Annotated in this window: 10 protein-coding genes; 2 read left to right on the top strand and 8 right to left on the bottom strand. The window is 72.7% G+C overall.

Translation table 11 applies throughout. The annotated features are described in order from the left end of the window. Nucleotides 1-107: 107 nt before the first annotated feature. Nucleotides 108-812: a TetR/AcrR family transcriptional regulator C-terminal domain-containing protein gene (locus tag GA0070562_RS10780; RefSeq protein WP_091419343.1), complete on the bottom strand. Its 705-nt coding sequence runs from the start codon at nucleotides 810-812 to the stop codon at nucleotides 108-110. 86 nt (nucleotides 813-898) lie between these two features. Here GA0070562_RS10780 and GA0070562_RS10775 point away from each other — a divergent pair, with 86 nt between their 5' ends. Beyond that, nucleotides 899-1,573 (top strand): DUF4386 domain-containing protein, encoded by a 675-nt coding sequence (locus tag GA0070562_RS10775; RefSeq protein WP_091419340.1) that lies wholly within the window; start codon nucleotides 899-901, stop codon nucleotides 1,571-1,573. Here the strand turns inward: GA0070562_RS10775 and GA0070562_RS10770 are convergent. The 6 genes from GA0070562_RS10770 to GA0070562_RS10745 all read right to left on the bottom strand — a co-directional run bounded on the left by GA0070562_RS10770 (nucleotide 1,570) and on the right by GA0070562_RS10745 (nucleotide 9,339). Then, the gene (locus tag GA0070562_RS10770) at nucleotides 1,570-3,264 is read right to left on the bottom strand and encodes a SulP family inorganic anion transporter (RefSeq protein WP_091419337.1); all 1,695 of its coding nucleotides are present in this window, start codon (nucleotides 3,262-3,264) and stop codon (nucleotides 1,570-1,572) included. The genes GA0070562_RS10775 and GA0070562_RS10770 overlap by 4 nt on opposite strands. Beyond that, nucleotides 3,261-3,599: an ArsR/SmtB family transcription factor gene (locus GA0070562_RS10765; protein WP_091419334.1), complete on the bottom strand. Its 339-nt coding sequence runs from the start codon at nucleotides 3,597-3,599 to the stop codon at nucleotides 3,261-3,263. Before GA0070562_RS10765 ends, GA0070562_RS10770 begins: the two co-directional genes overlap by 4 nt. A gap of 77 nt (nucleotides 3,600-3,676) precedes the next feature. Continuing rightward, nucleotides 3,677-6,124 carry a glycoside hydrolase family 2 protein gene (locus GA0070562_RS10760; protein ID WP_091419331.1) on the bottom strand — a complete coding sequence of 816 codons (2,448 nt, stop codon included), beginning with the start codon at nucleotides 6,122-6,124 and terminating at the stop codon, nucleotides 3,677-3,679. Continuing rightward, entirely contained in the window at nucleotides 6,121-6,981 is an 861-nt protein-coding gene (locus GA0070562_RS10755; protein WP_091419328.1) for a carbohydrate ABC transporter permease, read from the bottom strand. The genes GA0070562_RS10760 and GA0070562_RS10755 overlap by 4 nt, the downstream gene beginning before the upstream one ends. Continuing rightward, entirely contained in the window at nucleotides 6,978-7,985 is a 1,008-nt protein-coding gene (locus GA0070562_RS10750) for a carbohydrate ABC transporter permease (RefSeq protein WP_091419325.1), read from the bottom strand. Before GA0070562_RS10750 ends, GA0070562_RS10755 begins: the two co-directional genes overlap by 4 nt. A 70-nt stretch (nucleotides 7,986-8,055) precedes the next feature. Beyond that, on the bottom strand, nucleotides 8,056-9,339 hold the full coding sequence (locus GA0070562_RS10745; RefSeq protein WP_091419323.1) for an ABC transporter substrate-binding protein: 1,284 nt from the start codon (nucleotides 9,337-9,339) through the stop codon (nucleotides 8,056-8,058). 349 nt (nucleotides 9,340-9,688) lie between these two features. Between GA0070562_RS10745 and GA0070562_RS10740 the strand changes: the two genes are divergently transcribed. Beyond that, the gene (locus GA0070562_RS10740; RefSeq protein ID WP_091419321.1) at nucleotides 9,689-10,714 is read left to right on the top strand and encodes a LacI family DNA-binding transcriptional regulator; all 1,026 of its coding nucleotides are present in this window, start codon (nucleotides 9,689-9,691) and stop codon (nucleotides 10,712-10,714) included. A gap of 11 nt (nucleotides 10,715-10,725) precedes the next feature. Here GA0070562_RS10740 and GA0070562_RS10735 read toward each other — a convergent pair whose 3' ends face one another. Beyond that, a complete protein-coding gene (locus GA0070562_RS10735; protein ID WP_091419318.1) occupies nucleotides 10,726-12,921 on the bottom strand; it encodes an EAL domain-containing protein in 2,196 nt (731 codons plus the stop codon). Nucleotides 12,922-13,643: the final 722 nt, after the last annotated feature.

Below are 13,643 nucleotides of genomic sequence, written 5' to 3'. Positions count from 1 at the left end.
GAATGCCGGACGGATAGGCCATGTCATCAGTTCGGCTTTCGTCGGCTCTCAAGTCCGATACCTGACTGCGAATGGCGCAGCCCTTCCCGGTGCTGCCCCAACGGGGTTCAGGCGCTGGACCGGTGTCGTTCCAGGCCGTCGAAGAGCAGGTCGAGGGTGAACTCGAACTCGGTCTGGCTGTCGCACCACCCGAGCGTCGGATCCGTCGCGTCGTGGGTCTCGGCGGCGACCATCGCGGCCAGGTGCGGCAGTCGTTCGGCCAGCGCCACCATCGCGGCCTCCGCGGCCTCCGCGTCCGCCTCCCCGCCCGCGTCCGGCCGGAACACCTCCTGCGCGAAGCCGAGCGCCAGGCTGCCGAAGGCGTGCAGCGCCCGGTGGGCGATCCGGTACGAGAAGCCGCCGTCGACGAGGGTGGCGAGGATCCCGTCGTAGTAGGCGTACACCCCGGCGGGGACGGTCGGGCGGGAGCTGAGCAGCGCCGGGGCCCACGGGTGCCGCAGCATGACCGTGCGCGCGGCGAGGAAGCGCAGTCGCAGCCGGGTTCGCCAGTCGACGCCGGGCGCGTCCGCCTCGGCCTGCTCGGCGGCTGAGGTGATCTCCGCGGCGACGGCGTCCACGAGGCCGTCGAGCAGCCCGGCCTTGCCGGGCAGGTGGTGGTAGAGCGACATGGCCTCGACGCCGAGTTCGGCGGCGAGCCGGCGCATCGTGAGCGCCACCATCCCCTCGGCGTCGACAAGGGCGATCGCGCTGGCGAGGGCTCGCTCGCGGCTCAGCGGCTCCCGAGGTTTCCTCGCTTCCATCCGGCTCCCCATCTCCCCTTGACCTTACAACGTATGGTTGGCCTTACGACGTAAGGCAAGCTCAGCCACAGCACGTCGATCACCCCCGAGGAGCCGCCATGCACCAGTTGATCCGTACCGCCCGCGTGACCGGGCTGTTCTACCTCGGGCTCGCCGTCACCGGCGCTCTGGGGTTCCTCACCGTCCGCCCCATGATCTTCGACGCCGACGACGCGGGCACGACGCTCGCCAACCTGGTGGCCCACGAGTCGCTGGCACGCGCCGGCATCGCGCTCGAACTGTTGGTCGTCCTCAGCCAGACGCTCACCGCCGTCTGGTTCTACCGCCTGTTCCGCACTGTCGACGGCACTGCCGCGGGCAGCATCGCCGCCTTCGGGCTCGTCAACGCCGTCGCGATCCTCGGCAGCGCCGCCGTCCTCGCGACAGCCCTGGGGGTGGCGACCGGCGGGCCGGGCGACGCCGACACCGTCCAGTTGCTCTACCTGGTCAGCGGAAACCTGTGGGAGGTGGGCGGCCTCTTCTTCGGCCTCTGGCTGGTGCCGATGGGCTGGTGCGTGCTCCGGTCGGGCTGGCTGCCCCGCGCTCTCGGCTGGATCCTCGTCGCCGGCGGCGTCGGCTACGTGCTCATGACGTTCGTCGCGTACCTCGCCCCCGGCGCCGGCATCGCCGGTGACCTGCTGGTGGTGCCGGCCACCGTGGGCGAGGTGTGGATCCTCGGCTACCTGATCGTCTTCGGCGTGCGCAGGCGGGCACTCGAAGGGACCGCAGCCTAGGCGGGGCTCGCGGCGAGGGCGACACCCCGGGCGTACCGGATGGCGGCCGGGGTGTCCGGGAACACCAGGCCCTCGCGGCGCAGCTCGTCGGCGACGCCGAGCGTGCTGAGCACCTGGTCGTGGCCCGGGGTGATGCCGGAGAGCAGCACGGTGATCCCCCGAGCCCGCAGCCGGACGATGGAGTCGCCGAGCACCTGCGCGCCGGTGGCGTCGATGGTGGAGACGCGGGACATCCGCAGGATCACCACCCGCACGTCGGCCACCTCGGCCAGCTCCAGCAGGAACGTGTGCGCGGCGGCGAAGAAGAGCGGCCCGTCCAGCCGGTACGCGACGATGTGCTCGGCGAGCAGCGCGTGCTCCTCGGCGCTGTGCTCGCCGGTGTCCAGCGGCACCTGTTCCAGCTTGGCGCTGCGGGCCACCGCGCGCAGCGCCAGGACGACAGCCACGGCGAGCCCGACGACCACGGCGGTAACCAGGTCCCAGATGACAGTGACGGCGAACGTCAGCACCAGCACCACCGCGTCGGCCCGGGTGGCCCGCATGAGCGCCAGCAGGGAGGCCGCCTCCACCATCCGGACCGTGGTGGCGAGCAGCACCCCGGCCAGTGCGGCCAGCGGGATGCGGCCGACCAGCGGGGCGGCGGCGAGCACGATCGCGGCGAGGGCTACCGCGTGGGTGAGCGCGGCCAACTTCGAGGACGCCCCGGCGCGCACGTTCACCGCCGTACGGGCGATGGCGGCGGTCGCCGGGATGCCGCCGAAGACCGGGGAGGCGAGGTTGGCCAGGCCCTGACCGAACAGTTCCCGGTCCGGGTCGTGCCGCTCGCCGACGGTCATGCCGTCCGCCACCGTGGCGGAGAGCAGGCTCTCCAGGGCGGCGAGCGCGGCCACGGCGAGGGCGCTCGGCAGCAGTACGCCCAGCGCGCCGAGGTCCACGAAGTCCAGCGACGGCGCGGGCAGCCCTTGCGGCAGCTCGCCGATCCGGGCCAGGTCGATCGGAGCCAGCTCGGCGAGGAGCGTCGCGGCGGCCACCCCGACCAGGGAGAACGGCACGGCGGGGCGCCACCGGCCGCCGAGCAGCATCAGCGCCGCCACGCCGAGCGCCACGGCGATCGCGGCGGGCCGGGGGTGCGCGGCGAACCGGGCGACCGCGTCGGCTGCGACCGCCCACACCTTCTCGCCGTGCGCGCCGGTGACGCCGAGCGCGGCCGGCACCTGTTGCAGCGCGATAACCACGGCGATGCCGGCGGTGAAGCCCTCGATGACCGGGGCCGGCAGGTAGCGGACGTACCGGCCGAGGCGGGCCAGGGCGAGCGCGATCAGGATCAGCCCGGCCAGCGCGCCGACCATCAGCACACCACCGGCGCCGAACTGCTGCACCACCGGCACCAGCACGACAGTCATGGCCCCGGTGGGACCGGAGACCTGGAGGTTCGAGCCGCCGAAAACCGCCGCGACTGCCCCGGCGACGACGGCGGTGACCAGGCCGGCCTGCGCGCCGAGCCCGGAGGTGACGCCGAAGGCGAGTGCCAGCGGCAGCGCCACCACCGCGACGGTGAGTCCGGCGAGCAGGTCGCGCCGGGGCGAGCGGCGCGCGGCCGCCCAGTCGGCCCGGCCGGGCAGCAGCCCGCCGAACAGCCGGCCCGCCCGCCGTACGACGTCACCGGCGCGAGCGGCAGCCGCCGCGCTCACCGGTCCGTCCCCGAGGCCCGCAGTTCGTCCAGCAGGGCGTCCCGGTCGGTGAGGACCGCGCCGAGGATGCGCCGCCCGGCGGCGAGCAGGTCGGCCACGTCGGGGGTGCTGAGCGCGTACATGACCAGGGGGCCGTCCCGGTACGAGGTGACCATGCCGGCGCGGCGCAGCACGGCGAGCTGCTGGGAGAGGTTGGACGCCTCCACGTCGATGGCGGCGAGCAGGTCGCGGACCGGCAACGGCCCGTCCTGGAGCAGCTCGAGCACCCGGATGCGCACCGGGTGCCCGAGGGTGCGGAACAGCTCCGCCTTGGCCTGGTACAGCGGCACCGACATGACCCACCCCTCCGACGACTCTGAAGACTTTAGCACTTGCAGAAATCTTCAAATCGATGGAGATGGAGGTGGCCGCCTCAGCGCAGGTCGTTGACGCAGCGCAGCACCGGGCGGCGGGTGAGCGCGTCGGCGTCGAGCGGGCCGGGCGCGTGCACGGTGAACGTCGCGCTCTCTCCCGGCAGCAGCGTCACCAGCGCCCGGTCCACCTGCGCGGCCGGATCGAGGCGGTCCGGGAACAGCGTCAGGTCGCGCAGCACGGTCCGCGCGGTCACCCGGACCCGCAGGCCGCCGTCGGCCGGCTCGGCGGTCGCGTCCCACTGCGCCGCCGGCCACCGCACGTCGCGGTCCTCGGCGAAGAACCACAGCGCGCGCTCCGCGGCGTCCCCGGCGTCCGCGACCAGCAGTTCGGCACGGCCGTCGTCCGGCCGCGCCAGCTCCGCCGGCAGCGCCAGCACCACCGAGGAGTACGCGGGGACGTCGAGGTCGACCGAGGTCTTCGCCCTCGGCTCCCCGGTGACCGTCAGCCGGGTGACGGTGGCCGGCCCGCTCCACGCGTCGGCGGTGTCGTTCACCGCCACCAGCGCCAGCCCGCCGTCACGCGGCTGCACGGTGAGCAGCCGGTCGGCGTAGGCGCGGCGCAGCGCGTACCACAGGGGTTTGCGACGCCCGTCGCCGTCGATCGCCGACCAGGACGTGACCGGCCAGCAGTCGTTGAGCTGCCACACGACGGTGCCCGTGCAGACCGGCCGGTGCGAGCGGAAGTGCTCCACGCCGAGCTGGATGGCGCGGGCCTGGTTGAGCTGGGTCAGGTAGTGCCAGTCGTCGAAGTCGGCGGGCGGCGGCAGGTGCGCGTCCAGCCCGCGCCGGAGCTTGCGGTCCCCGTCGGCCGCCTTCTGGTGGTGGGCCATACCCGGCGAGTCGTGCGCGAGCGGGTCGTCGGAGAGGGCCCGGCGCAGCGTCGCGTACGCGGGCGGCGCCTGGTAGCCGAACTCGGCCACGAACCGGGGCACGTAGTCCCGGTAGCGGGTGTAGTCGTCGGTGTTCCACACGTCCCAGATGTGCGTGGTGCCGTGCGCCGGGTCGTTGGGGTGGACGTCCTCGCTGCCGGACCAGGGGCTACCCGGCCAGTACGGGACCGTGGGGTCCAGCTCGCCGACGATCGCGGGGAGCAGCTCCAGGTAGTAGCCGCGTCCCCAGGTGCGCCCGGCCAGGGGTTCCTGCCAGTCCCAGTCGTGCCAGCCCCAGATGTTCTCGTTGTTGCCGGTCCACAGCACCAGCGAGGGGTGCCCGGCCAGCCGCGTCACCTGCTCCCGGGCCTCCGCCTCGACCTCGGTGCGGAACGGCTCCTCCTCCGGGTACGCCGCGCAGGCGAACAGGAAGTCCTGCTGCACCAGCAACCCGATCTCGTCGGCGAGCCGGTAGAAGTCGTCCGACTCGTACCGGCCGCCGCCCCAGACGCGCAGCAGGTTGACGTTCGCGCCGGCCGCCTGGGCGAACCGCTGCGCCAGGCGCTCCCGGGTGACCCGGTTTCCGAACGCGTCGTCGGGGATCCAGTTGACGCCCTTGACGAACACCGGCACGTCGTTGACGTGCAGCGTGAACGGGGTGCCGTGGGCGTCGGGCGTGGTGTCCAGCCGTACCGAGCGGAACCCGATCCGCCGGGACGCGGCGTCCAGCTCCCGGCCGTCGGCGCCGTGCAGGCTCACGTCGAGGTCGTACAGCGGCTGGTCGCCGTATCCGATCGGCCACCACAGCGCGGGATCCGCGACGGTGAGCGTCACGACGGCGGTCCGCTTCCCCGCCGGTACGGCGGCCTCGGCGATGACCCCGGCGACGGCGGCGCGTACGGTCAGCGGCTCGTCGCCGGCCCGCTCGACCTCGGCGCGCAGTTCCACCCGGCCGGTGCCGTCGACCACCGTGACCAGCGGCCGGACCGAGGCGAGCCGGGCGGTGGACCAGGCGTGCAGGCCGATCTCCTGCCAGATGCCGGCGGTGACGAGTGTCGGTCCCCAGTCCCAGCCGAAGTTGCAGGCGGTCTTGCGGATGAAGTGGAACGGCTCCGGGTACGCGTTGGGCCGGTCACCGAGCCGGTCCCGATGCGCCTCGGCGTACCGGTACGGGGAGTCGAAGCGTACGGCCACTGTGTTGGTGTCCGGGCGCAGCAGCGCGCGGACGTCGAAGCGGTACGAGCGGTGCTGGTTCTCGGTGCGGCCGATCTCGACGCCGTTGAGCGTGATCGTGGCGACCGTGTCCAGCCCGGCGCAGACCAGGTCGACCCGGTCGTCGTCGCCGGGCTGCCGGTCGAACGTGGTCTCGTAGAGCCAGTCGGTGCGGCCGATCCAGGTGAGGCGGTTCTCGTTGTCGTCCAGGTACGGGTCGGGGATGAGGCCCGCCGCGAGCAGATCGGTGTGCACGCATCCGGGCACTGTCGCCGGCACCGCCACCCCGGCGATCTCCGGCGGCACCGCCGGACCGGCCTCGGCCCGCAGCGTCCACCCCTCGTGCAGCAGCGTTCGACGGCTCACGACTTCACCGCGCCTTCCATGATTCCGCGGACGATCTGACGTCCACCGATGAACAGCATGACCAGCAGGGGGACGGTGGCGATGAACGCGCCCGCGAGCACCCGCCGGTAGATCACGTAGTTGCCGCTGGCCAGGTCGGAGACCGCCACCATCGACGTCGGGTAGTCGGTGCCGCTGAGCGTGATCAGCGGCCACTGGAAGTCGTTCCAGGTGGCCACGAACGTGAGCAGCCCGAGCACCGCCAGGGCCGGGCGGATCGCGGGCAGCACGATCGTGGCGTACACCCGCATGGTCGTGGCGCCGTCGACCCGGGCCGACTCGATCAGCTCGTCCGGGACGGTGTTCACGATGAACTGCCGCATGTAGAACACGCCGAACGCGGTGACCAGGCCGGGCGCGATGACCGCGAGCAGCGTGCCGTTCCAGCCGAGCTTGCCCATCACGATGTACAGCGCGACGATGCCGAGCTGGTTGGGGACGGTGAGCGTGAGCACCACGAACAGCATCAGCGCGCGGCTGCCCCGGAAGCGCAGCTTGGCGAAGGCGAACCCGGCCAGCGAGCAGAAGAACAGCACCGAGGCGGTCACGACCACGGAGACGATGACGCTGTTGACGAGGGAGGCGGCGAAGTAGACGTCCTGGAGGGAGAAGACCTCGTCGACGTTCGTGAGGAACCGGTCGCCCGGTACGACGGCTGGTGGCAGCTTCGCCAGCGCCTCGTCGTCGCTGGTGGCGATGACGAACATCCAGTAGAGCGGGAACGCGGCGAACAGCATGCTCACCGCGAGGAGCAGGTAGGTCCAGAGCCCGGCCGGGGTGTCCTGTGGCGCGCGGGCCACCACACGTCGCGTCGTCACCGGCGCCCTCCGGAGAGTCGGTTGGTCAGCAGGTAGTTGAGGCCGGCCACGATCAGGATGATCAGGAACAGCGCCCAGGACATCGCGGCCGCGTACCCCAGGTTGAGGTCCTTCCAGCCGACCTTGTAGATGAGCTGGGCGATGGTCTGCCACTCGCCGTCCGGCCCGCCGGTGGCGGCCTGCGCGTTCGGGTCGAACAGCATCGGCTCGGTGAACAGCTGCAACCCGCCGATGGTCGACAGGATGACTGTGAACAGGACCACCGGCTGGATCATCGGCACGGTGATCCGCCAGAGCTGCTTCCACGGCCCGGCGCCGTCGATCGCCGCGGCCTCGTAGACGTCACGCGGGATGGACTGCATGGCGGCCAGGTAGAGCAGCGCGTTGTAACCGATCCACTTCCAGTTGACCATGGTGGCGATGGCGATCCAGGCGTGCAGCTTGTCCGCCCGCCAGTCGATCGGATCGTCCGCGCCGCCGATGCCGAGCAGACCCAGCGCCCAGTTGGCCATGCCGAAGTCGCGGGAGAAGAAGACGCTGAACACCATCGTCGAGGCCACGATCGGTGTCACGTACGGCAGCAGCACGCCCACCCGCCACCACGTCTGCGCCCGCAGCTTGCGGTTGAGCAGCGACGCGACCAGCAGCGCGAGCAGCAGTTGCGGGACGGTGGAGAGCAGGAAGATGCCGAACGTGTTGGCCAGGGCGTTCCAGAAGTCCTCGTCGGCGATCAGGCGGCTGAAGTTCTCGGCGCCGGCCCAGTACGGCAGCGTCGGGTCGTCCAGCCGGTAGTTGCGCAGCGACACGACCGCGTTGAACAGCAGCGGGAACAGCCCGAACACCACGAAGAGCAGGAAGAACGGCGCGATCATCAGGTACGGCACGTACCGCATGTCGAAGCGGTACAGCCGGTCGCGCCAGGTCATCCGCCGGTCGGCTGCTCCGGTACGGCCGCGCCTGCGCGCGGGTGGACGGTCGGGCGGCGCGGCACGGGTGCTGGACATCGGTTCGCTCCAGGGCCGGGAGATCGGACGGTGACGGGGCGGACCGGGCCGCCCCGTCACCGCTGACACGTCAGGACTTGGCGGCCTTCTCGGCCTCCTTGACCGCCTCGGACCAGGCGGCGTCGGACTTGAGCGACTTGTTCTCCACCCGCCGGATCACGTTCTCCACCGCCACCCGGGTCGGGCCGTTCCTGCGGCCCAGGTACTGCGGGGTGAGGCCCTGCGCCATCTTGGGGAAGATCTGGCCGACCGGGGCGTCGTTGAAGAACGGGTTCTTGAAGTCGGCGATGGCCGGGTCGGCGTACAGCGCCGGCTGCGACGGCAGGTTGCCGACCTTCTTGAAGATCTCGATCTGCTGTTCCGGCGCGACCAGCCAGGTCAGCAGCTTGTACGCCTCGTCGACGTTCTTGCCCTGCTTGGGCAGGGTCAGGAAGGAGCCGCCCCAGTTGCCGCCGCCACCGGGTACCGCGGCGATGTCCCACTTGCCCTGGGTGCCGGGCGCGGTGTCCTTGATGTGGCCGAGCATCCAGGCCGGGCAGGCGAGCACCGCGAACGCGCCGCTGGTGAAGCCCTTGTCCCAGTCGGCCTGGAAGCTGACCAGGTTGGCCGAGAGCCCGGCGCCGACGGCCTTGACCGTGTAGTCGAACGCCACCTTCGGGCCCTGCTCCATCCGGAGCTGGTCCTGCTCGTCGTAGAACCCGACCGGCTGCTGGCCGAGGATCGGGTTGAACAGGTTGGTGCCGGCGTCGATGAACTTCTTCCTGGTCGTGGCGGTGTACTGCTGGCCGACCTCGATGAACCTGTCCCAGGTGGGCCAGAGTGCGGACACCTGGTCGCGTCCGGTGGGCAGGCCGGCGGCCTTGAACAGGTCGGTGCGGTAGCACATGGCCAGGCCGCCGACGTCGGTGCCGAGGCCGATCTGCGTCTTGCCGTCCGCCGACAGCGACTGCTTCCACTTCCAGGGCAGGTACTTGCTCTCGTACGAGCCGGCGCCCTTGTCGAGCAGGTTGACGAACTTGTCGGACTGGCTGCGGAACTGGACCATGAAGCCCTCGTCGATCGCCGCGATGTCCGGCGCTCCGTTGCCCGCGACCAGCTTCTTCTGCAGGTCCTCGTGCTGGGCGTTGTACTCGCCGGAGTTGAGCTGGATCTTGACGTTCGGGTGCTCGGCCTCGTACCTGGCCTTCAGGTCCTGGAGGCCGAAGTCACCCCAGAAGTTGATTTTCAGCGTGACCTGCCCGCCGGCCGAGTCCGAGCCGCCGGTGGTGCTCCTGCCGCTGCAGGCGGCGACCATGACCAGGCTGACGGCACCGACGGCGACCACGCGCGCCAGGTGCGTCCAGGACCGTCTCATCTCATCCTCCGCGCCGAATGGGAACGCTCCCGAATATCGAGAGACGTTGACTGAACCGGATAAGTGACGCCACCGTACGGTTCCCATTCATGACTGTCAACGGTCGGTTACTGATGTGCCCGCCCGGTAACCTCGCCGCCGCTCACGACCGCGTTCCGGGCCGCTCGCGACGGCCGCCGACGGGCCCGCGATCTAAGCTGAACCGCACAAGCGACCGCCGCCGGATGTCGTCCATCGACGCGGCCGGTGACACCCGGGCCCGGCGCGGCGTGCAGTAGCGTCACCAGACGCCGGTGATCCGGCGACCGAGAACGCCCGCGAGGGCCGGACACAGTGGAGGAACGCTCCGGTGAAGCGGCCGACCATCGCCGACGTCGCCCGGCGCGCCGGGGTCTCCAAGGGCGCGGTGTCGTACGCCCTCAACGGGCAGCCCGGCGTCTCCGAGGCGACCCGGCAACGGATCCTCGCCATCGCCGCCGAGATCGGGTTCCGTCCGAGCAGCGCCGCCCGCGCGCTGTCCGGCGCCACCGCCAAGGCCGTCGGGCTGGCGCTGTGCCGCCCCGCGCGGATACTCGGCATCGAGCCGTTCTTCATGGAGCTGATCAGCGGCGTCGAGGCCGAACTGTCGGCCCGCTCGTACGCGCTGACGCTCCAGGTGGTCAGCGACCAGGAGGCCGAGATCGCGGTCTACCGGCGGTGGTGGGCCGAACGCCGGGTGGACGGCGTGCTCGTGTGCGACCTGCGCACCGACGACCGGCGGGTGCCGGCGCTGGAGGAACTGCAACTACCCGCGGTGGTGATCGGCGGGCCCGGACACACCGGCGGCCTGGCGAGCGTCTGGTCCGACGACGCGGCGGCCCTGGTCGAGACCGTGGAGTACCTGGTCGCGCTCGGCCACCGGCGCATCGCCCGGGTCGGCGGGCTGCCCTCGCTGCTGCACACCGAGATCCGCACCGAGGCGTTCACCGGCGTGTGCCGGCGGCTCGGGCTGGACGAGGCCACGACCGTCTGGTCCGACTACACCGGCGAGGAGGGCGCGCGGGCCACCCGCCGGCTGCTCAGCTCCGCCGGCCGCCCCACCGCGGTGATCTACGACAACGACGTGATGGCGATCGCCGGGCTGTCCGTGGCCCAGGAGATGGGCCTGACCGTACCCGGCGACCTGTCCATCGTGGCCTGGGACGACTCACCGCTCTGCCGCCTGGTGCACCCGCCGCTGACCGCACTGGGCCGGGACATCCCGGCGTACGGCGCGCACGCCGCCCGGCAGCTCCTGGCCGTGATCGCGGGCGAACCAGCCGCCGTCGTGCAGGACGAGACGGCGCACCTGACGCCGCGCGGCAGCACCGCCCCACCTCGTACGACGGCCCGCTGAACCGGTTCAGCTCACCGAGCCGTGGACGGGTACTCCTCGAACCACGCCTCGACCCGCTCGGCGGTCGCCGGGCGGGCCAGCGCGAAGCCCTGGCCGTACCGGCAGCCGGCCCGCCGCGCGCCCGCCACCTGCCCCTCCGACTCCAGCTCCTCGACCACCAGCTCCACGCCGAGCCGGTCGGCCAGGTTCGCCACCACGTCGATCAGCGGACGCTGCCCGTCCCCGCCCGGGCCGACCAGGTGCGGCCCCACCTTGAGCAGGTCGATCGGCAGCCGGCGGAGCTGCGCGAGCGAGGCGTGCTCGGCCCGGAAGTCGTCGAGCGCGATCCGCACGCCGATCGACCGCAGACCGGCCAGCCGGGCCACCACGGTGGAGGGCTCCGCGCCCACCACCGGCTCGGCCACCTCCACCACCAGCCGTTCCGGCGCCACGTCGTACGCGGCCAGCGCGGTCGCGGTACGCGCCACGAAGTCCGGCGCGGCCAGCTCGCGCGGCGTCACGTTGACCGCCATCCACAGCTCACGGCCGCCCTCCGACCACGCGGCGGCCTGCCGGCAGGCCCGGTCCAGCACCCACCGCCCGATCTCGCCGGTCAGGTCGAGGTCGGCCGCCACCGGCAGCAACTCGGCCGGGAGCACGGTGCCCAGCGCCGGGCTGCGCCAGCGCAGCAACGCCTCCGTACCTACAGGCATCCGGTCGGCGAGCGCCACCACCGGCTGGTAGACCAGGTCCAGCTCGCCGCGCGCCACCGCGCCGGGCAGCTCCCGCTCCAGATCCAGGCGCCGGACCAGTTGCTCCTCCAGGTAGGCGTCGTACCACTCGACCCGGTCCCGGCCGAGCTGCACCGCCCGGCGGCGGGCCAGGTCCGCCTGCCGCAGCACGTCCTCCGGATCGCCGCCGCTGGTCTCGGCCAGCCCGACGCTCACCCCCAGCCGGGCGACGCCGCCGGGCCGGGGATACGGCTCGCCCAACGCCGCCAGCAGCCGCAGGCCGAGCGCGTACGCGAGCACCGGCCCGGCATCGGTGAGGACCGCGTACTCGGTGTCGCCGAGCCGGGCGACCAGATCGTGTGTCTCGGAGCCCGCCCGCAGCCGGCGCGCGGCCTCGGTGAGCACCGGTCCCTCCGGCACAGCGCCCCCCATTCCGTGCAGGTCAACGACGAGCAGCGCGCCACCACTGCGTTCCGCCATCGCCCGGATCAGATCCGCGCGCGTCAGCGGCACCGGGTCGATTGTCCGACCGTCCGGTCCGAGCCGGCGCCGCAACCACGCCTCACGGGCCGCGAGCCGTTGCACCCGGCGGCGCTGGTCGGCGGCGGCGAGCAGCTCACCCACCATGATCGGCGGAATGACGGTCAGACCCAGGGCCATCGCGCCGGTGCTGAACTGCCCCGCCGTACCCAGGTGGATCCCGGCGGCCAGCGCGGCGATCCCGGCCGGCGCGGTGAGGCGGGGCCAGGCGGCCGGCGCCACCTCCAGGCCCGGCCGTTCGCCGCCCGAGGTACGCCGGGCGCCTGCGGCGGTGAGCAGCGCCCCGACCACCAGCGGCGCCGCGACGAGCGGCAGCGCCCGGTCCGGCGCACCGTAGGCCAGCAACACCACGAGCAGTGTCAGCCCGCCGAGCGTCAGGGCCGCGCCGGCGTGGCAGCGCGCGGCACCCGGCCGGCGGCGGCGTTCGGCGGCGGCCGCCACCGCGAGCACGGCGAGCACCGCGGCGCCGCCCGCCGCGGCGACCCCGGCGACGGCCGGGACCGGGCCGTCCGGCAGCAGCATCCAGCCCGCGAAGACCAGGCTGACGCCGAGCGCGAGCACGTCGACGGTACGGCGCACCAGCTCCGGGCCGGACAGCCGGGAGCGGCCGGGTAGGCGCAGCAGGGCCGTCACGTGCAGCGCCCCGGTGAGGCACAGCCCGGCGAGCGCGATCGGCAGCCGGTGGGCGGCGTCGCTCAGTGGCAGCACCGCGACGGTGAGCCCGGCGACCAGGACGGCGCTGTCGAGGATGGCGGCGACCCGGCGGGACAGGGCGGCCCGGCGCGCCCGCCGCCCGTTGGCTGCGGGCATGTGGGTCGGTGTGGCGGCTCCGGCCAGCCAGGCGAGCCGGACGCAGGCGAGGGCGAAGCCTCCGGCGACGGCGAGCGCGGCGGCGGCCGGGCCGGGCAGGGCACCGGCGACGCCGGCGAGGAGGAAGGCCGCGCCGGTGAGCGACACGGCGACATCGGGCAGGATCGATCGCCGACGGGGAACGGCGGGAGGGGGGACGGGCACGGCGGTCGCCTTCGTGAGGGGGCACGGGGGCGGTGCGGTTGCGGTGCGCGGTACGACGTGCGGGGTCGGGGCGACGTGCGGGGTCGGGGCGACGTGCGGGGTCGGGGCGACGTGCGGGGTCGGGGCGACGTGCGGGGTCGGGGCGGGCGAGGACGCATCGGCGGGGACCGCTGCGGCCACGCCTAGAAACGATCCCGGAAGCGCCCGGTGACGTCACCGCCACAGTGACATCCGTCACACCAGCAGTCTCCACGGCACGGCTCACCCTCGAGATCGACGCATCGCGTCCCGCGTCGGCCTCTCTGCCCGAGATCTTGGAAGGAAACGGCCCCCAGAGGGGCCCAACGCTTCCAAGATCTCCAAGAGGACGCATCGGCGGGGACCGCTGCGGCCACGCCTAGAAACGATCCCGGAAGCGCCCGGTGACGTCACCGCCACAGTGACATCCGTCACACCAGCAGTCTCCACGGCACGGCTCACCCTCGAGATCGACGCATCGCGTCCCGCGTCGGCCTCTCTGCCCGAGATCTTGGAAGGAAACGGCCCCCAGAGGGGCCCAACGCTTCCAAGATCTCCAACTCGAGCGAGATCTTGGTACCGGACCGCCCCGCAAGGGGCGAATCCGTACCAAGATCGTCGGCGGGCACGACGCGGACGCGGGGAGG

Source organism: Micromonospora tulbaghiae, from assembly GCF_900091605.1.
GTDB lineage: Bacteria > Actinomycetota > Actinomycetes > Mycobacteriales > Micromonosporaceae > Micromonospora > Micromonospora tulbaghiae.
This window is presented reverse-complemented; position numbering and strand designations above follow the sequence as displayed.

Coding starts and splice junctions, on each gene's coding strand:
- GA0070562_RS10780 (WP_091419343.1), bottom strand. CDS start 812: ATGGGGAGCCGGATGGAAGCGAGGAAACCTCGGGAGCCGCTGAGCCGC.
- GA0070562_RS10775 (WP_091419340.1), top strand. CDS start 899: ATGCACCAGTTGATCCGTACCGCCCGCGTGACCGGGCTGTTCTACCTC.
- GA0070562_RS10765 (WP_091419334.1), bottom strand. CDS start 3,599: ATGTCGGTGCCGCTGTACCAGGCCAAGGCGGAGCTGTTCCGCACCCTC.
- GA0070562_RS10750 (WP_091419325.1), bottom strand. CDS start 7,985: ATGTCCAGCACCCGTGCCGCGCCGCCCGACCGTCCACCCGCGCGCAGG.
- GA0070562_RS10745 (WP_091419323.1), bottom strand. CDS start 9,339: ATGAGACGGTCCTGGACGCACCTGGCGCGCGTGGTCGCCGTCGGTGCC.